General features: G+C 64.0%; 16 protein-coding genes, 1 tRNA gene and 1 pseudogene. 8 read left to right on the forward strand and 10 right to left on the reverse strand.

The genetic code is table 11. The annotated features are described in order from the left end of the window. The first annotated feature begins 4 nt into the window (after positions 1 to 4). The gene (locus tag VITFI_RS02650; protein ID WP_089415694.1) at positions 5 to 418 is read left to right on the forward strand and encodes a group II truncated hemoglobin; all 414 of its coding nucleotides are present in this window, start codon (positions 5 to 7) and stop codon (positions 416 to 418) included. Positions 419 to 425: 7 nt separating this feature from the next. Here VITFI_RS02650 and VITFI_RS02655 read toward each other — a convergent pair whose 3' ends face one another. The 10 genes from VITFI_RS02655 to VITFI_RS02700 form a co-directional block, all read right to left on the reverse strand. Continuing rightward, positions 426 to 1,022 carry a TlpA family protein disulfide reductase gene (locus tag VITFI_RS02655; protein ID WP_089415695.1) on the reverse strand — a complete coding sequence of 199 codons (597 nt, stop codon included), beginning with the start codon at positions 1,020 to 1,022 and terminating at the stop codon, positions 426 to 428. A 46-nt stretch (positions 1,023 to 1,068) separates the two neighbouring features. Next, complete coding sequence (locus VITFI_RS02660; RefSeq protein WP_089415696.1) at positions 1,069 to 1,839, reverse strand: Smr/MutS family protein; 771 nt, start codon at positions 1,837 to 1,839, stop codon at positions 1,069 to 1,071. A 34-nt stretch (positions 1,840 to 1,873) separates the two neighbouring features. After that, positions 1,874 to 2,650: an alpha/beta fold hydrolase gene (locus VITFI_RS02665; RefSeq protein WP_089415697.1), complete on the reverse strand. Its 777-nt coding sequence runs from the start codon at positions 2,648 to 2,650 to the stop codon at positions 1,874 to 1,876. A 20-nt stretch (positions 2,651 to 2,670) separates the two neighbouring features. Then, positions 2,671 to 3,381 (reverse strand): riboflavin synthase subunit alpha, encoded by a 711-nt coding sequence (locus tag VITFI_RS02670; protein ID WP_089415698.1) that lies wholly within the window; start codon positions 3,379 to 3,381, stop codon positions 2,671 to 2,673. A 39-nt stretch (positions 3,382 to 3,420) separates the two neighbouring features. Continuing rightward, complete coding sequence (gene radC / locus VITFI_RS02675; RefSeq protein WP_089415699.1) at positions 3,421 to 4,095, reverse strand: RadC family protein; 675 nt, start codon at positions 4,093 to 4,095, stop codon at positions 3,421 to 3,423. Positions 4,096 to 4,143: 48 nt separating this feature from the next. After that, positions 4,144 to 4,875: a GntR family transcriptional regulator gene (locus VITFI_RS02680; RefSeq protein ID WP_089415700.1), complete on the reverse strand. Its 732-nt coding sequence runs from the start codon at positions 4,873 to 4,875 to the stop codon at positions 4,144 to 4,146. Positions 4,876 to 4,887: 12 nt separating this feature from the next. Further along, the gene (locus VITFI_RS02685; RefSeq protein WP_089415701.1) at positions 4,888 to 5,790 is read right to left on the reverse strand and encodes an ABC transporter permease; all 903 of its coding nucleotides are present in this window, start codon (positions 5,788 to 5,790) and stop codon (positions 4,888 to 4,890) included. Further along, on the reverse strand, positions 5,790 to 6,686 hold the full coding sequence (locus VITFI_RS02690; RefSeq protein WP_089415702.1) for an ABC transporter permease: 897 nt from the start codon (positions 6,684 to 6,686) through the stop codon (positions 5,790 to 5,792). Before VITFI_RS02690 ends, VITFI_RS02685 begins: the two co-directional genes overlap by 1 nt. An 18-nt stretch (positions 6,687 to 6,704) precedes the next feature. Next, on the reverse strand, positions 6,705 to 7,994 hold the full coding sequence (locus tag VITFI_RS02695; RefSeq protein WP_089415703.1) for an ABC transporter substrate-binding protein: 1,290 nt from the start codon (positions 7,992 to 7,994) through the stop codon (positions 6,705 to 6,707). A 70-nt stretch (positions 7,995 to 8,064) separates the two neighbouring features. Continuing rightward, positions 8,065 to 9,087, reverse strand: a complete 1,023-nt coding sequence (locus tag VITFI_RS02700) for an ABC transporter ATP-binding protein (RefSeq protein WP_089415704.1) — start codon at positions 9,085 to 9,087, stop codon at positions 8,065 to 8,067. Between the two features lie 176 nt (positions 9,088 to 9,263). On the opposite strand from VITFI_RS02700, the gene VITFI_RS02705 reads away from it, so the two are divergent. From VITFI_RS02705 to VITFI_RS02730, 7 genes and pseudogenes are all read left to right on the forward strand, one after another. Continuing rightward, positions 9,264 to 10,001 carry an aspartate/glutamate racemase family protein gene (locus tag VITFI_RS02705; protein ID WP_089415705.1) on the forward strand — a complete coding sequence of 246 codons (738 nt, stop codon included), beginning with the start codon at positions 9,264 to 9,266 and terminating at the stop codon, positions 9,999 to 10,001. Positions 10,002 to 10,077: 76 nt separating this feature from the next. Further along, complete coding sequence (locus VITFI_RS02710; RefSeq protein WP_089417939.1) at positions 10,078 to 10,521, forward strand: FKBP-type peptidyl-prolyl cis-trans isomerase; 444 nt, start codon at positions 10,078 to 10,080, stop codon at positions 10,519 to 10,521. Beyond that, a complete protein-coding gene (gene ispH / locus VITFI_RS02715; RefSeq protein WP_089415706.1) occupies positions 10,521 to 11,495 on the forward strand; it encodes a 4-hydroxy-3-methylbut-2-enyl diphosphate reductase in 975 nt (324 codons plus the stop codon). The genes VITFI_RS02710 and ispH overlap by 1 nt, the downstream gene beginning before the upstream one ends. 37 nt (positions 11,496 to 11,532) lie before the next feature. Further along, positions 11,533 to 11,694: pseudogene (locus VITFI_RS18125) on the forward strand (serine--tRNA ligase); the annotation flags it as partial. Between the two features lie 6 nt (positions 11,695 to 11,700). Further along, entirely contained in the window at positions 11,701 to 12,948 is a 1,248-nt protein-coding gene (gene serS, locus VITFI_RS02720; protein ID WP_269768750.1) for a serine--tRNA ligase, read from the forward strand. A 65-nt stretch (positions 12,949 to 13,013) separates the two neighbouring features. Continuing rightward, positions 13,014 to 17,288, forward strand: a complete 4,275-nt coding sequence (locus VITFI_RS02725) for a DEAD/DEAH box helicase (RefSeq protein WP_089415708.1) — start codon at positions 13,014 to 13,016, stop codon at positions 17,286 to 17,288. 95 nt (positions 17,289 to 17,383) lie between these two features. Continuing rightward, positions 17,384 to 17,474 (forward strand) — tRNA-Ser (locus VITFI_RS02730). Positions 17,475 to 17,584 lie beyond the last annotated feature (110 nt).

Below are 17,584 nucleotides of genomic sequence, written 5' to 3' on the forward strand. Positions count from 1 at the left end.
ACCCATGAGCTCAACCGACCTCCAAGCCCCCGTGACCACCCCCACTCCGTTTGAACGTTTGGGAGGCGAGCCAGGCGTGCGCACCCTGGTGGATCGTTTTTACGATCTGATGGATTTGGAACCCGCGTATGCCCGGCTGCGCGAAGTCCACGGCAGCACGCTGGACGATGCACGGGACAAACTGTTCTGGTTCCTCTGCGGCTGGCTCGGAGGCCCGAACCACTACATCGAGCGTTTTGGTCATCCGCGTTTGCGGGCGCGGCATTTGCCGTTTCCCATCGCCTCGGTGGAGCGTGACCAGTGGCTGGCTTGCATGTACCAAGCGATGGAGGAGGTTCAGGTCGATCCCGAACTGCGCGCCCGCCTGGAGCGCTCGTTCTTCGACACCGCCGACTGGATGCGCAACCGCGCCGGCTGAAACCGCTTCAGCGCAACTGCTCGGCCACCTGCGCCCAAATTTGAGGTGGGATGCGCCCTTCCACGCTGGTCACCACACGCCCCTCCGGGTTGAGCAGCACGGAGAACGGCAAGGTGGTCGGGCGCGACAACGGCAAGCTGTCTCGATAAGCCGCATCACGCCGCCACAGCACGGTGGCGGGGGAGCCCCCGCGCTGGGTCATGCCCACCATCTGCCAGTAACTTTGGGCGCTGGCAAGCTGCTTGTCCATCTGCACGTACACCACGGAAAAGCGCTGGCCCTGCCAAGCCTCCGCACGCCGGCGCAAATCGGCCATTTTGTCGAGGCACACGGCGCAATCGGTGGCCCAGTAATGGATCAGCACCACCCGGCCACGCAGCAGGCTCAAGCCAAACACCTGCCCCTGCAAGGTCAACCCCCGCAAGGTGAAACCACTGCCAATCGGCACGGGCAAGGCTGCGCTGGGCTGGGTGCGTGGTTCGGCAACGGCCGGTTTGGGCACCACCCGGGGCACGGTGCGGGTCTGTGCCCCTGCCATCGGCAGCCCGAGTGCCAACACGACAGCCCAGAAACAACGGAAGAAATGCGTCATGGGTGCAAGCATGTCTCATCTTGAGCGCGATGAACGCACTCCCCCACGCTCGCAGGCGTCATACACCTGCTGGATGGCGAAACGCCGGGCGTGCCTGTGGATGTCCATGCACCCGGCTGCCCAGCAACACAATCAACGCCCCAGCCCCCCCTTGCGGGCCGCTGGCCTGGGTAAAAGCAATCACCTCCTGACGCTGCGCCAACCAGCGCTGCACCTTGGCTTTCAAGACGGGCTCTCGCCCCGGTGAGCCCAATCCCTTGCCATGGACAACGCGCAAGCAGCGGCGGTGATGTTGATGCGCTTGAAGGATAAAGGCACTCAGGGTGTCTCGCGCCTCGTCGCGACGCAAGCCGTGTAAATCCAACTCCCCCTGAATGGCCCAATGGCCACGCCGAAGCTTGGTCAACACATCCAAGCCGATGCTGGCGCGGCGAAAGCTCAACCCGTCGTCGGTCAGCAGCAGCGTCTCAACATCCACCTCGTCGCTCAGGGCTTCGCGCAGCGCGGCTTGTTCGTCTAACAAGCGTTGACGTGCCTCCGGCTCGGGGCGAGGCGTTTGAACATCGGCCAAACCGCGATCACGCAGCCGGGTCACCGGGCCGACCGCCTGCGCGAACAACACCCGCTCCCGCTCGCACTGCTGGGCAGCGGCGGCCACCCGGGCGCGGTGGGCAGCCTCTTCGGCGGCTTTCTGGCGCAGGGCTGTTCGCAACTGGCCCAGATCTTTCAAGCTGTGGCCTCGGTGCGAGGGCGCCGGCTGCGCTGCCGGGGTTTGACGGTGGACGCCCCCAGCACTCAGGGGCAATGAACGAAGAGGAGCCTTGGTCATGGGGCGGATTGTGCGTTGCCGCCGACGCATCCACTCAAACCGACAAAAAACCCTCGATGGAGGTTGCCAGTGCCACTGGAATTTCGTACATCGGATAGTGCCCGGCGTTGAGCAGAATTTCGATGTGGGCGTGCGGATAGGTTTCCATCCACGTCGCCCGTGTCAGGGCTTCGGTCAAGGCGGGATCGTGTACGCCCACCAGCACTTGCACGGGATGGTTGAAACCAGACACATCGGCTGAAAAATCCGTGCCCACCCAACTGGCCAAATACGCTTGCAGGGCCGCTGGCGAGGTGCTGGACAGGGAACGCCGCAACATCGCTTCCAGCCAAATGCCGCTCAGGCGGTTGCCGGTGAGCAAATCCAGGATGGCACGGCGCACCTCGGCGCTGTGGATGGCACTGCTGAAAAACTCCCACGTCGCTTCGTCAAACGGCACCCCCGACGCCGGCACTGGGTTGATGCCCACCAGCTTGAGCACCCGATCCGGCGCCTCCACCAACACCCGCTGCCCGGCCATCGAACCCATGGCGTGGCCCACCAGCGAAAACTGCGCCCAGCCCAGCGCATCGGCCAGCGCCAGTGCGTCTTGTGCGATTTCGGCGACGTGGTAGTCCCCGCCCTCGGTCAAGCGGGCGCCATAGCCTCGGCTGTCCATGAAGGCGTAGGTGAACGAGTCCCCATCCAGCCAGGGGTGCAGGGGCTGCCAGCTGTCGGCGGCGCAAAACCAGTCGTGCAGGCAAATGACTTTGTGGGGCCCCTCTCCCCATTGCTGGGTGATGCGCGCCAACCGAGTGCCGAGACAGGTCATGAACCGCCCACTCCTGCCTCTCAGGTGCGCGGCAGTGGCGGTAAACCACCGCTGAGGGCTTCGGTGGACAGCCCTTGTTGGCGCAGCAGCGCCTCCAACGCCGGCAGCAGCGGGCCGAGGCGTTCTTCTAACGCATCGCGCACGGTGTCCACAAACACCTGGGTGGAGCGCTCGATTTCGACGTTCAGTGCATCACCTGGCTGTTTGGCGCCAAACGTGGTTTGACGCAGGGTTTCGGGAATCAGCCAGACCTCGAACCAACCTTCGCGCCGATCCGCTTCCGCCACCGTCAGGCTGGCGCCATTGATGGCGATATAGCCCTTGGCGAACACGTAGCGCATCCACGGTTCGGGCACGTGAATGCGCATGACGTGGTTGTTCTCGGGTTGGCGCACGCAGGCCAATGTCGCCGTGAAATCCACATGGCCGGACAGCGGATGCCCCCCGATCTCCGCCCCATCCCGCGCCGCACGTTCGACGTTGAGCCGATCGCCCACTGCGAAGCGACCCAGCGTCGTCAGGTTCAGACTTTGTTGCATGACATCGAAGTCAGCTTCGTCGTCGCCGTGCAGGGCGGTGACGGTCAGGCACACGCCATCACACGCCACGCTGGCGCCAATGGCCAGCCCCTCGGCGAAACCAGCCGGAAAACGCAGGCGGAAGGTGCGCAGCCCTGGCCGATCCGCCAACGCGACGATGTCAGCCACACCTTGCACGATGCCAGTGAACATGGAGCTCATCCTCAGAACAGGGAAAGTGCGAGCTTACCCTCAGATCAATCCTCGTTCGGCAAAACTGACCACCTGGCCGGTGCCCACCACCAAGTGGTCTAGGACGCGCACATCCACCAGTTGCAGCGAGGTTTTGAGCGACTGGGTCAGCGTTTCATCCGCTCGACTGGGCTCGGCCACACCGGAAGGGTGGTTGTGAACCAGGATCACCGCTGCGGCATTCAGCGTCATGGCTTGGCGCACCACTTCACGCGGGTAGACGCTGGTTTGTGTCAGGGTGCCCAGAAAGAGTTTGTGCATGTCGATGAGCCGATGCTGCGCATCCAGGTACAGCACCGCGAAAATCTCGCGTTCCAGCCGGCCCAGGTGCAGCGCCACGTAGTCTTTGACGCGGTTCGGGCTGTCAAACACTGGCGCGGAACGCAGTTGCTGCGCCAGCGCCCGCCGCGCCACTTCCATGACGGCAATCAGCTCCGCACAGCGCGCCGGCCCCAACCCCCGCACCTGGCCGAGCTGCTGCGGCTGGGCCTGCATCAACCCGCCGAAACCCTGGCAGTGCGTGAGCACATCCCCGGCCAGTTCCAACACGCTGCGCCCGCGCAGGCCGGTGCGCAGCAACAGCGCCAGCAATTCGGTGTCAGCCAAGGCGGCGGGGCCATGGCTGAGGAGTTTTTCACGCGGCCTCAGCGCCGCAGGAAGGGCTTTAATCGACATAGGGAGAGGGTGTAACAACTCCCGCTGGCTTGTGCCGACGCCCATTCCTCACGGGATGGGATGCGTGGGCTCCCGATAGGCCGCAAACACATCACGCAACGGCGCGACCGGACGCGCCGGGCCTTCACGCAGCGAACGCGCCAGTTCCTGCAAATGCTTGCGCATCTCCGCTGCCGCCCGGGCGGGTGAGCCACTGGCCAACGCTTCGATCAGCTCATCGTGGCGGTGGGTGACGCAACCGGGATGCCCACCGCGCTGGTACTGCAAGATCAGCAACGAGGTCAGCGGCAACAGCTCATCGATCCAGCGCACGAACAGCGGGTTGCCCGCCAAAACCGCCAACTCCCGATGAAACTGGCCCGACAGCCGCACGGCAGCCGCCTTGTCGGCACGGGCCTGGGCGGCTTGTTCAGCCGCCACCAGGGCGCGCAGTGACGCCACCTGTGCGGCACTGAGCTGGCCGGCCAAACGTCGGGCGATGTCTCCTTCGATCACCTGCCGCGCTTCGAACACTTGTGCGGCCTGGGCTCGGTCGGGCTGGGGAACGGTGGCGCCTTTGTTGTGTTCCAGCGCGATCACCTGATCGGCGGCCAAGCGTTGCAGCGCCTGGCGTACCACGGTGCGCGAGACCCCAAACCCTTCGGCCAGCTCCTGCTCACGCAGCCGCGTGCCGGGCGGCAACCGGTGTTCGACGATGGCGCCATAAATACCGTCGTACACACGCTGGGTGGCGGTGTCGGCAGGGGCGGGCGGGACAACAGGCGGGTGACGGGCAAGCATGGGGGGCGAAGCTTAACGCCGACCCTGCCGCCGGCGCCACACCGCCATGAGCACCATCGTCAGCCCCATCACGGCGAAGGACACCAGCGTGGTCACCGTGCCCAGCGCGTAGATCACCGGGGTGGTGACGGTGGTGGTGAGCCCCTGCAATTCCAGCGGCAGGGTGTTGACGTCGCCCATCACCTGCGAGCTGCGGGCAATTTCGTCCCAACTCAGGGTGAAACCGAACATGCCGATGCCCACCAAACTCGGGCCAATGAGCGGCAACACCACGTGGCGCAGTGTCTGCCAGCGCGTGGCACCCAGATCGCGGGCGGCCTCCTCGTAAGCGGGGTTGAAACGGTTGAAGACGGCGAACATGATCAAGAGACCAAACGGCAGCGTCCAGGTGAGCTGTGCCCCCAACCCGGAGCTGAACATGCCCAGCGTGGTGGTGAAGGTGTCCAGCGCCTCGGGCCAGTGGGCTTCGAGCCAGAGTTTCACGCCGCCATCCAGCAGGCGGAACATCAGCCCCACGCCCAGCGAAACGATGATGCTGGGCATGATGAGGCTGGCCACCACCACGTAAAACAGCAGCGTGCCGCCGGGGAGTTTCTTGCGGTAAGCCAAGCCCGCCAGCAGCGAGAACAGCACCGTGAGCCCCATCACCACCGTGCCCAGCAGCAGCGAGCGGCGCAGCGCGGCACCGATGTCGATGACGCCAATCCCCTCCCAGAGCTGGGCAAACCAATGCAAGCTCCAGCCGCGCATCGGAAAGGTCAGGCCGCCTTCGGGGCCTTGGAAACTCAGCACAAAGATGGCGAACATCGGGCCGTAAAGGAACAGCACGAAAGCGGCGAACACAGCACCCAGCAACCAGAAACTCAAGGGGCGGCGCTCGCGGCGCAAGACGGGGGAAGTGGCCAGCAGGCTCATCACAGCTCCTTGCGCAGGTTCACCAAGCGCATCAGCGCCACAATCATCATCAGCACCACCGCCAGCAGGATGACCGCATTGGCCGCCGCCAGCGGGAATTGCAGGTAACTCGTCTGCACCTGAATCACCTTGCCCACCGAGGCGATCTGCTGCCCGCCCATCACGCCGACGGTGACAAAGTCCCCCATCACCAGCGCCAGCACGAAAATCGACCCAATGATGAGCCCCGTGCGCGTGAGCGGCAGCACGACGTGCCACAGCGTCTGCCAGGGACTTGCACCACAGTCGCGTGCAGCTTCCAGCAGGCTGCGGTCGATGCGCATCATGGCGTTGAAGATGGGCACGATCATGAACATGGTGTAGAGGTGAACGAACGCCAGCACCACCGAGAACTCCGAAAACAGCAACCACTCCACCGGCTCCTGCACCAGCCCCAGGCCGAGCAGCGTCTGGTTCACCAGGCCGTTGCGGCCCAGCAGCGGCACCCAGGAAATCATGCGGATGACGTTGCTCGTCCAAAACGGCACGGTGCAGACGATGAACAGCAGCGTCTGCATGCCTTGGGTTTTGACATGGAAGGCCAAAAACCAGGCGATGGCAAACCCCAGCACCGCCGTCACCGCCCAGGTGATGAGGCTGAACTTCAGGGTGGAGGCGTAGGTTTTGAGGGTCACGCAGGTGTCTTGCCCGGCGGTGACGAGGCTGTCGCCACAGCCTTGAAAGATGCTGAGGTAGTTCTCGGCGCTGAAGGCCGGGATCAGTTCATAGTCCGTGGCCTGCCAGAAACTGACCATGCCGATCAGCCCCAGCGGAATCAAAAAGAAGACCGCGAACACCGCCGCCAAGGGCGCGGCTTGCAGCCAAGCGAGAGCGGCGGTGCGCGCAGTCGGTTTCATCGCTCTGAACCCTTCAACTTACGCAGCAACGAACTCGTTCCACTTTTGCACCATGTAGGCGTTCTCATCCATGATGGCGTTCCAGCAAGCGATGCCGCCCATGCGCTGCTCGTAACTGCCGCCGTCGCGCACTTCGCCCTTTTTGGCCAGAACGTCCCCGTTGGGGCTCTTGATGTCTTGCGCTGCCGGTTTGCCTTCCATCCAGTAGGCCCACTCGTAGGCTTCCATCTTGGCCTTGGCGGTGTCCAAAACGGCGCTGTAGTAGCCCTGGCGATTCAGATAGGCACCGGCCCAGCCATCCAGGAACCAGTTGATGAACTCGTAGGCCGCATCGAGTTGTTTGCCTTTGAGCGACTTGGGCACCCCAAAACCCGCCGCCCAGGCGCGATAACCCTCTTTCAGCGGCTGGAAGGTGCAAGCCAGCCCCTTGGTGCGCACCGCCGTGACAGCCGGTGACCACATCGACTGGATCACCACTTCACCCGAGGCCATGAGGTTCACGCTTTCGTTGAAGTCCTTCCACAAGGCGCGGAACTGGCCGGCCTTCTTGGCTTCGATCAACGTGGCGATGGTGAGGTCGATTTCCTTCTTGGTCATGTTGCCCTTGTCCGGGTACTTGTACTTGCCCAGGGCCTCGACCACCATCGCCGCGTCCATGATGCCAATGGACGGAATGTTCAAAATCGCCGCCTTGCCCTTGAACTCCGGATTCAGCAGCTCGGCCCACGAGCTGATCGGGCGCTTGATCAAATCGGGGCGGATGCCCAGCGTGTCGGCGTTGTAGACGGTGGGAATCAGCGTCATGAACTGGGTGGGCTGGGCGCTGAAGGTTTTGCTGTCCGGCTTTTCCAGGTACATCACCTTTTTGGGGGCGGTGCCTTGATCGCCCACCTTCTTGCCGGCGACTTCGCCCTTGGTGAACAGCGAGGTGATCTTGTCCGCGTTCTTGATGCGCTTGACATCCATCCCTTGCAGGTTGCCGGTGGGGATGATTTTTTTCAGGCTGAAGTATTCGGTGTCGATCAGATCGAAGGAGTTGGGCGCGGTGACGGCGCGTTTGGTCACGTCATCGGTGGTGACGGGGATGTATTGGATTTTGATGCCCGTGTCCGCCTCGAATTTTTCGGCGATTTTCTTGTCCTGGTTCACCGCCGTGCCCAGGTAACGCAGCGTGAGTTTTTCGCTCGCATGCACGAACGGAAAACCCGTGATGCCCGTGGCCGCCACGCCCGCACCGGCAGCGGTTTTCAAAAAACCACGGCGGTTGGCTGCGGCGGGGGTGTCGGGGGTCAAATCGAACGCACTCATCAGGGAACTCCTGCAAGAAAGAGTCGAGGGTCGGGGGAAGACGGAAAAAGCCGTGCGGCCACGCGGGCCTTTAGGCTGCCAGACGGTGGGCGTCGGCCTCAGCCCATTGCAGGCTCAAAGCCTGACCGGGGGTCAGCGGCTGGCGGTCAAACTGGTGATCGGGCACAGCGGCGATCCAAGCGGCCAGCGGCGCCTCGTCGTCGGCGTCATCGCCTGCGCTGGCGGCGCTGGGCGGGATGAGGTGAATCTGCACTTGCTGGCCTTGGTATTCCACAGCGCGCACCAAGGCGGGCAGGCCGCTGGCGCTGGGGGTGGCCAGTTGCAGCTTGTCGCTGCGCACCGCCACTTTGCCGGACGGCGTGTCAAACACGTTGTGCGAGCCGATGAACCGCGCCACAAACTCGGTGCGCGGGCGCTCGAACACCTCCCGCGCCGGGCCGGCCTGCTCGATGTGGCCATGGTTCATCACCACCACCAAGTCGGCCAGCGCCATGGCTTCTTCCTGCGAGTGTGTGACGTGAACAAACGTCATGCCCAACTCGCGGTGCCAGCGTTGCAGCTCGGCGCGCATCTTGATGCGCAAAAAAGGATCGAGCGCGGACAACGGCTCATCCAGCAACAGCACTTGGGGCTGCATCATCAGCGCCCGCGCCAGCGCCACGCGCTGCTGCTGGCCGCCAGAAAGCGCAGCCGGCAGGCGTTGCGCCAACGGCTGCATGGCCACCAGCGCCAGCAGCTCCATGGCGCGTTTTTCGCGCTCGATTTTGGAAACCCCCTTCATCTGCGCACTGAAAGCGACGTTTTGCAGCACGGTGAGGTGCGGAAACAGCGCGTAACTCTGGAACATCATCGCCGTGCCGCGCTCGGCGGGGGTCAGCTCGGTGATGTCCCGCCCGCCCAGCACGATGTGGCCGCTGCTGGGCAGCTCGTGGCCGGCAATCATGCGCAGCGTCGAGGTTTTGCCGCAGCCCGACGGCCCCAGCAAACAACAGTAACTGCCAGCGGCGACGGTCAGATCGATGCGGTTCACCGCCAGGGTGTCCCCGTAGAACTTGCTGAGTTGGTTCAGCGCCAAATCGGTGCGTGTGCTCATGCGGATTTTTGTATGCAATCGCTGTGCCACATCGACGGCCCAGCTCTTGCACCAGAACCCCCGCGATTCACCCCAGGTGACGCGGTTCAATAGGCCGCACCTCACCGGTGACCCACGCACCAACAGCGCTCACCCGAGCGTCACTTTGCATACAAAACGCACCACGACCGACCACGATGAACCTGCTGTTGATCAACCCCAACACCACCCAGCGCATGACAGATGCCCTGGCCACCGCCGCCCGCGCTGCCGCCGCACCGGGCACCTGCATCACGGCCTGTCAACCCAGCTTTGGCCCGGCATCGATCGAGGGGTTTTTTGATGAAACCATCGCCGCCGCCGGTGTGGCTGAACAGATGCGCCACGCGCCAGCGCACGATGCGGTGCTGATCGCCTGCTTCGGTGATCCCGGCTTGGATGCCGCCCGCGAAGCCACACGCGCCCCCGTGCTGGGCATCGCGGAAGCGGCGTTCCACGCCGCCAGTTTCGTCAGCACCGGGTTTTCGGTGGTGACGACGATGACCCGCACCTGTGTCATCGCCGAGCACTTGCTGCACAAATATGGGTTTGAGCGCCGCTGTCGGGGCGTCCACGGCACGGACATTCCCGTGTTGGCACTGGAACACTGCGACGCCCAAGGCCAGCCGCTGTGCCTGCCACAGATTGAAGCCGCCGCACGGGCAGCGCTGGCGCAGGATCGCAGCGGTGCCATCGTGCTGGGTTGCGCCGGCATGGCGGGGCTGTGTGCCGCGCTGCAAGTGCGCCTGGGGGTGCCGGTGATCGATGGCGTTTCAGCCGCCGTCAAGCTGGCCGAAGCGCTGGTGGGCCTGAAGCTCACCACCAGCGCCGTGGGGGACTACGCCCTGCCCCTGCCCAAACCCTATGCCGGCTGGGCACAGCCGCTGAGCTGGTGAAGGCCGTTTGCAAGGGGGGCCGCCTAAAATCAGCGGCTCTTCTTGGCTCCTTGGCGCCGCGTGCGCCCGCTTCACCGTGAACACCATCCAGCCGGGCTCCTTCCTCACTTTGCACTACCGGCTCGTCGGCCCGGATGGGGCGGACGTCGTCACCACTTTCGAAGACAACCCCGCCACGCTCACCCTGGGCGCCGGCCAACTGACGCCAGCCATTGAGGCCCGCCTGATCGGGTTGGAAGAAGGCACCCGCACCCAATTCACGCTGGAACCCGGCGAAGCCTTCGGGCCGCGCAACCCGGACATGGTGCAGCGCCTCGCCCGCCAAGTGCTGGACGACATGGGCGACCCGCAAGCGGAGTACCACATCGGCGACGTGGTCGAATTCCCGACGCCGGACAACACCGGGCGTTTCGCCGGTGTCGTGCGGGCGGTGGGTGAGGGCTGGTTGGAGTTCGACTTCAACCACCCGCTGGCCGGCCAAGCGGTAACGTTTGAAGTCCAGATCATCGGGGTGCTGTGATGACCGAAGCCGAACGCGCCCAGCCGGGTGAAATCCTCATGGCCTCGCCGCGTGGTTTTTGCGCGGGGGTGGATCGGGCGATTGAAATCGTGGAGCGGGCGCTGCGCAAGTTTGGCGCGCCCATCTATGTGCGCCACGAGATCGTTCATAACACCTATGTGGTGAACGATCTGAAGCAAAAAGGCGCCATCTTCATCGAAGACTTGGCCGAAGTGCCGCCCGGCGCGACGCTGGTGTTTTCGGCCCACGGCGTGCCCAAAGCGGTGGAACACGAGGCCGCCGTGCGCGGCTTCCAGGTGTTCGACGCCACTTGCCCGCTGGTGTCCAAAGTGCATGTGGAAGTGGCCAAGCTGGCACGCGAGGGCTACGAATTTCTCATGATCGGCCACAAAGGGCACCCGGAAGTCGAAGGCACGATGGGCCAGCTTTCCGACGGCATTTTTCTGGTGGAAGACGCAGCGGACGTGGCCCATGCGCCCGTCACCCGCCCGGACAAACTCGCCGTGGTGACCCAAACCACCCTGAGCGTGGACGACGCCGCCGACATTCTCGCCGCCGTCAAAGCCCGCTTCCCGCTGGTGCGCGAGCCCAAGAAACAAGACATTTGCTACGCCACGCAAAACCGCCAAGATGCCGTCAAGGTGCTGGCGCCGAAGGTGGATGTGGTGATCGTGGTCGGCAGCCCGACCAGCTCGAACAGCAACCGCTTGCGCGAACTCGCTGCCCGCTTGGGCACGCCCGCCTACATGGTGGACTCGGCCACCGATCTGCAACCCGAATGGCTGGATGGTCGGCCACGTGTCGGGCTGACAGCCGGCGCTTCGGCACCGGATGTGCTGGTGCAAGCCGTCATCGCCCGCTTGAAGGCGCTGGGGTCGGTGTCGGTGCGCAGCCTGCCGGGAGTGGAGGAAACCATTGAGTTTCCGCTGCCCAAAGGTTTGGGCGACAAATCCATGGCCGAAGCAGGTTTCTGAACCGGCTTCTCCCTCTTTTTACACACGAGGTTTTTCCATGCTCGACATCAGCCTGCTGCGGCGCGATTTGAACGCCGTCATCACCCGCTTGGAATCCCGCAAGTCGCCCCAGCCGTATTTGGACGTGGCGCGCTTCTCGGCGCTGGAAGCCGAACGCAAATCCCTGCAAGTGCGCACCGAGGAATTGCAGGCCAAGCGCAACAGCTTGTCCAAAAAAATAGCGGCAGAGAAAGCACGCGCAAAAACAATCAGTAAATTAAATATTGTTGCAAGCAAACCAGAATTCAACACCCCTCAAAATACAGAAAAGTTAAATAACTTTATAGCAACAAATAACTATGTCACCGCCAATTCACAAAACACTACTGAAGCATTAATGCAAGAAGTTGTGGGCATAAATAATATGCTCAAAGCCAGCGCCGAGCGGCTGGACGCGCTGCAAGGCGAGATGTCCGCCCTGCTGCTGGGCGTGCCCAACCTGCCGCATGAGACCGTTCCGCAAGGCGCCGACGAGCACGGCAACGTTGAGGTGCGCCGCTGGGGCACGCCGGCGGCCTTTGATTTCGCGGTGAAAGACCACGTCGATCTGGGCGCACCGCTGGGGCTGGATTTTGAAATCGGCACCAAACTCGCCGGCGCACGTTTCACCTTCATGAAAGGGCAAGTGGCACGCCTGCACCGCGCCCTCTCCCAGTTCATGCTGGACATGCACACCACCCGCCACGGTTACACCGAGGCTTATACGCCCTACATCGTCCAAGGCAAGACGATGCAAGGCACCGGCCAGTTGCCCAAGTTCGCGCAAGATCTCTTCCACGTCACTTCCGGCGACGCGGACGAAGCCGGCAACAAGTGGTACATGATCCCCACCGCCGAAGTCCCGCTCACCAACACCGTGGCGGACACCATTCAGGCCCTGGCCGATCTGCCGATCAAACTCACCGCCCACAGCCCGTGCTTCCGCTCCGAAGCGGGCTCTGCTGGGCGCGACACACGCGGCCTGATCCGCCAGCACCAGTTTGACAAGGTGGAAATGGTGCAAATCGTCCAGCCAGAAAAGAGCTACGAAGCGCTGGAAGAAATGACGGGGCATGCCGAAGCCATCCTGCAAGCGCTGGAACTGCCCTACCGCGTGATGCTGCTGTGTACCGGCGACATGGGTTTTGGTTCGACCAAAACCTACGACCTGGAAGTGTGGGTGCCGGCGCAAAACACCTACCGCGAGATCAGCTCCTGCTCCAACTGCGAGAGTTTCCAAGCCCGCCGGATGCAAGCACGTTTCAAGAACGCCCAAGGCAAAACCGAGCTGTTGCACACCCTGAACGGTTCCGGCCTGGCCGTGGGCCGCACCTTGGTGGCGCTGTTGGAAAACCACCAGCGTGCCGATGGTTCCATCGCCATTCCCGCCGCCCTGCAACCCTACCTGGGCGGGCTCACCGAGCTGCGCGCCTGAGGCATCCCCATGACCCCCCCACTGCCAGCCCCACGCCTCCCCCGACATTCGATCTCTCCGCATGGATGGCGTTGCCGGTGCTGCACCGCGCCGTGACCCTGGTGCTGGCACTGGGCGCCGGGTTTCGGCCCCGTACCTGGGTGGCCCAGCAACTCAACACCCAGGCCCGGGCCGACGTGCTGCAACTGCCCCAGCGTTACCCGCCGGACGATGTACGCATCGCGCTGCTTGCCTTGCAAAAATCGGGCTGGGTTGAGCTGGAGGCCTCGCGCTACAACACCGCCGAGCTGTGGCGCTTGCGCCCGTCCGCTGTGGCCGTCGTGTACCCCATGATGTTTGTGCGGGCCTCGGTGCAACACTGGCGCCAGTGGTTGGCCGAAGCCGATGGCTACGCCAACCGCCACGGCCAAGGCATGCTGTACTCACCGACCGCCGCGATCGCCCTGGCGCGGCTGGAAGCCCTGGCCGGCAGCGACGAAGCCACGTTGCTCGGCCTGACCCAGCGCTTTGCCTTCTCGATGAGCACCAGCGAAATGCTGGCCTCGGCGGTGGGGGACATCATCGACGTCGATCTGCTGCCCATGCTCGACGTCAGTGTGCAAAGCAGTTTGTTGACCAGTTTGGTATCGGCCCAAATCACGGCATTGCAGCCGCCCCCCTTTGCGCTGGCACCGGTGGTGACGGAATTCCTCGAAGCCGAAACGGGCCCCGACAGCTGGCGGTTGCGCCTCGCTTGGGGCTTGTGCCAAGTGTTGAGTGGTGTGTCCGATGGCTTAGAGAGTGTCCTCGCGCCCCTGCCCGACCCCGAGCAGGCCGCCACGATGGGGCTGGACACACTCGACTTGGCCGTGATCGCCCAGGCCACCCGCGCCATGCAGGACGCCCAGGCCGGTCGTTGGACGAACGCCGAAACCCGTTTCGAAGAAGCGCTCAAAGCCCATCGAGCCGCCCACAACGCCCGCGCCAAACACGGGCTGGGCAGCACTTGGGGGGCCACGCTGTACGTCATGACCCTGCTGCGCCTGGGCGGTGCGGAACGCCAGGCTCGGGCGCTCAAGTTCTGTCTCAATGAAGGTGGCAAGCGCGAGCCCGTGGCCGACATCGCCGAAGGCGTGATGGCTCTGGCCATCCAAGTGCGCCAAGGGGACGCCCCAGCCAACGACCGCATGTTCTGGCCCAACAGCATGCGTTCGCCAAGTTGGCTGTCCTCGCTGGATTTGTGGCGCTGGCTGATGCGCGCTTGGCTGAAAACAGGCACCGAACCCACCCCCCTGAGCGCACGCGACCTGGACGCCTACGCCGTGCTGCACGAGCGGCTCACCGAAGCCGGCCTGCATGCACCTGCCCGGTGGTTAGAAAGCGCCCGCGCCGCCCTGGAAGTTCAGGCCTTGCCGCCCGACTTTTTCATCCAATCGGTGCAAACGAGCTGGCAAAGCACGCTGGAGGCTTTGCAGGCCCTGATCGGCGGGGACGATCAAACCCGCACCAAGCCGACGGCCACCGATCCCGATACCCGTCTGCTCTGGGGCTTGGACCTGGCCTCTGATGGCAGCGTTCGGGAGCTCGCGCCCTATGAGCAGCGGCGCAGCGCACGCGGTTGGAGCCGCCCCAAGGGGGTGGCCCTGAGTCGTTTTCACCGCAATCCCGCCCCTCTGGATGCCGACGACGCCAAAATCGTCGCCACGCTGCGCCAAGACACCAACACCCGTATTTTCAGGCTCGACCTGAGCGAAGCCCTGCCGGCCCTGGTGGGACACCCCCGCGTGGTGATCGCCCCAGCGTTGGACACCTTGGTGGACATCGTCGAAGCCATTCCCGAACTGGACGTCACCCACCAACCGGCCCGGCCCGGTGAGCTCCAAGCGGTGCGCGTGCGCATGGTGCCTTACATTGATCCCACAGGCGGTTCGGCGCTGCAAGGGGTGGCGGCGGTCAGCGCCAGCCATCAGCGGGAACTGGACACGCTCAAGAGCATGCGCATCCTGCCCAAAACCCCGCAGCGGGCCCGGTTGTATCGGCTGAACGTGGCGCAGCGCCGGGTGGCGTTGCTGCTCGGCATGCAAGGGCTGACCTTGCCCGCTGAGGGGCTGGCTCAACTGGAACCCATTCTGGCCGGACTGGGGGCCCATTTCCAAATCCACTCGGACGCCTCCCCCGTGCAAGCGGGCCGGGAACTGCCGGCCAATGTGCGCCTGCGCGCCGAGTTGCAACCCCAGGGGGACGGCGTGCTGTTGCGTCTGGTGGCGGCACCGTTTGGCCCCGACTACCCCGCCGGGCCCCGTCCGATCCCCGGGCAAGGCCGCACCCGCCTCGTGGTCGCGCTGGGCGGCGAAACCCTGGGCGTACAACGCCACTTGGAGGCCGAGCTGGCGAACCTGGAAACGGTGCTCGATGCCTGCCCGATGCTGTCCCCAGTGTCACCCGGCGCGCCCTGCGAATGGGTGCTGGACACGCCCGAAGACGCCCTGGCCCTGCTGGAGCGCCTGCCCACGTTGAACGCCTTGCAGGGGATGGACTGGCCCAAAGGCCGGCCACTGCGGGTGGACAGCGCTTCACTCCCTCAACTGCGTTTGAACCTGCGCACCAGCAGCGAGTGGTTCGAACTGGATGGCCGATTGAAGGTCGATGAGCAACTGGTGCTCGGCCTCCAGCAGCTTTTCCAACTGGCGCAACAGCACAGCCGTTTTGTGCCCATGGGCGAGGGCCGCTACCTGGCCCTGACGCAAGACCTGCGCGAACGGCTGGAAGATTTGGCCGCCGTCGGCGAGGTGGGCAAGCGCGAAGAAGGCAGCGGCACCACACTGCGCGTGCCGGCAGTGGCCGCGCCGTGGTTGGAACAAGCCGCAGCGGGCACCCAGCTCGTCACCGATGCGGGGTTCCAGCAGCGTCTGGAGCGATTCGAAACGGCGCAAGCGGTGGTGCCGGTGGTGCCGCACACCCTTCAAGCCAGCCTGCGCCCTTATCAAGAAGAAGGTTTTGAATGGGCCATGCGCCTGGCCCACGCCGGCCTGGGGGCCTGTTTGGCGGACGACATGGGCCTGGGCAAAACCGTGCAAGCGCTGGCCGTCTTGCTGGCGCGCTCCTCCCAGGGGCCGGCTTTGGTGGTGGCGCCGACATCGCTGTTAGGCAACTGGCGGTCGGAGGCGCGCAAGTTCGCCCCCACCCTGCGGGTGAGCATCTACGCCGAAGGGGGCCCCGAGCGGGCGGCGCAAGTTGGCACCTTGGGCCCGGGGCGCGTGCTGCTGGTGTCTTACCCCATGCTGCAAATCGACCAAACGGTGTTCGCGGCCAAGTCGTGGGCCACCCTGGTGCTGGACGAAGCGCAGGCCATCAAAAATGCCTCCGCCAAACGCAGCCAAGCGGTTTTCGAGTTGCAGGCAGACTTCCGTCTGGCGCTGTCGGGCACGCCGATCGAGAACCGGCTGGCCGAGTTGTGGTCGATCATGCGGGCCTGCAACCCGGGTTTGTTGGGCACGCCACAGCAATTCAACGAGCGTTTCGCCGGCCCCATTGAGCGCCAGCGCGACCGAGGCGCCCAGCGACGTTTGCGCCGGTTGATCGCCCCCTTTGTTCTGCGACGAACCAAGTCGCAGGTGCTCACCGACCTGCCCCCGCGCACCGAACTGATTCACAAAGTCGAGCCCGAAGCGATCGAGCAAGCGCACTACGAAGCTTTGCGCCGAGAAGTACTGGCCGCCACCGAAGCCAGCCTGGCCACGGCCCCGGTTGGGCAAGCGCATTTCAATGTGCTGGCCGGCCTGACCAAGTTGCGGCGGGCGGCGTGCGATCCGCGCCTCGTGAACTCGCAGCTCAGTGCGGCAGGGGCCAAAGTGCGTGCGTTTGGGGAGCTGGCGGCCGAGCTGGTGGCGAATGGACACAAGGCCCTGGTGTTCAGCCAGTTTGTGGACTTTCTGGCCTTGCTCAAAGCGCCGCTGGACGCAGCCGGCATTCCCTACCAATACTTGGACGGCAGCACACCCGCTGCGGAGCGCACCCGCCGTGTGGAAGCGTTCCAGGCCGGACAAGGTGATTTTTTCCTCATCAGTTTGAAAGCCGGTGGCTTTGGCCTGAACCTGACCGTGGCCGACTATGTGGTGATTGCAGATCCTTGGTGGAACCCTGCTGCGGAGGATCAAGCCACGGGGCGGGCTCACCGCATGGGCCAGCAGCGGCCAGTGACGGTGTACCGCCTGGTCAACCAAGGCACGCTGGAGGACAAAATCATTGCACTGCACCAGCAAAAGCGCGAGCTGGCCGACTTGCTGTTGGAAGGTCAGGAGACCGCTGTGATCCCCGATGCCCAAGCGCTGCTGGCGCTGATGCGCAATGACGAGTCTTGAAACTCAACTTTTCACGGCTGGGTGCTTGATTTTGGGGTGGAAATTCCACTAGAATGCGCAGCTTCACCCAGTAGACCACGGGTGGCACCGAACCAGGAGAGGTGGCAGAGTGGTCGAATGCGCCGGACTCGAAATCCGGTATACGGTTATTCCGTATCGAGGGTTCGAATCCCTCCTTCTCCGCCAAATCAGTGAAGCACCATGCTTCACAACGAATCAAGCCCCTAGGCAAATCAAGCGCCTAGGGGCTTTTTTCTTGTCACGTTGGTGCGGTTTGGTGCTGTGCAGCGCATAGG

The sequence above is a fragment of the Vitreoscilla filiformis genome (genome assembly GCF_002222655.1).
GTDB lineage: Bacteria > Pseudomonadota > Gammaproteobacteria > Burkholderiales > Burkholderiaceae_C > Ideonella > Ideonella filiformis.

Coding starts and splice junctions, on each gene's coding strand:
- VITFI_RS02650 (WP_089415694.1), top strand. CDS start 5: ATGAGCTCAACCGACCTCCAAGCCCCCGTGACCACCCCCACTCCGTTT.
- VITFI_RS02655 (WP_089415695.1), bottom strand. CDS start 1,022: ATGCTTGCACCCATGACGCATTTCTTCCGTTGTTTCTGGGCTGTCGTG.
- VITFI_RS02660 (WP_089415696.1), bottom strand. CDS start 1,839: ATGACCAAGGCTCCTCTTCGTTCATTGCCCCTGAGTGCTGGGGGCGTC.
- VITFI_RS02665 (WP_089415697.1), bottom strand. CDS start 2,650: ATGACCTGTCTCGGCACTCGGTTGGCGCGCATCACCCAGCAATGGGGA.
- VITFI_RS02670 (WP_089415698.1), bottom strand. CDS start 3,381: ATGTTCACTGGCATCGTGCAAGGTGTGGCTGACATCGTCGCGTTGGCG.
- radC (WP_089415699.1), bottom strand. CDS start 4,095: ATGTCGATTAAAGCCCTTCCTGCGGCGCTGAGGCCGCGTGAAAAACTC.
- VITFI_RS02680 (WP_089415700.1), bottom strand. CDS start 4,875: ATGCTTGCCCGTCACCCGCCTGTTGTCCCGCCCGCCCCTGCCGACACC.
- VITFI_RS02685 (WP_089415701.1), bottom strand. CDS start 5,790: ATGAGCCTGCTGGCCACTTCCCCCGTCTTGCGCCGCGAGCGCCGCCCC.
- VITFI_RS02690 (WP_089415702.1), bottom strand. CDS start 6,686: ATGAAACCGACTGCGCGCACCGCCGCTCTCGCTTGGCTGCAAGCCGCG.
- VITFI_RS02695 (WP_089415703.1), bottom strand. CDS start 7,994: ATGAGTGCGTTCGATTTGACCCCCGACACCCCCGCCGCAGCCAACCGC.
- VITFI_RS02700 (WP_089415704.1), bottom strand. CDS start 9,087: ATGAGCACACGCACCGATTTGGCGCTGAACCAACTCAGCAAGTTCTAC.
- VITFI_RS02705 (WP_089415705.1), top strand. CDS start 9,264: ATGAACCTGCTGTTGATCAACCCCAACACCACCCAGCGCATGACAGAT.
- ispH (WP_089415706.1), top strand. CDS start 10,521: ATGACCGAAGCCGAACGCGCCCAGCCGGGTGAAATCCTCATGGCCTCG.
- VITFI_RS02725 (WP_089415708.1), top strand. CDS start 13,014: ATGGCGTTGCCGGTGCTGCACCGCGCCGTGACCCTGGTGCTGGCACTG.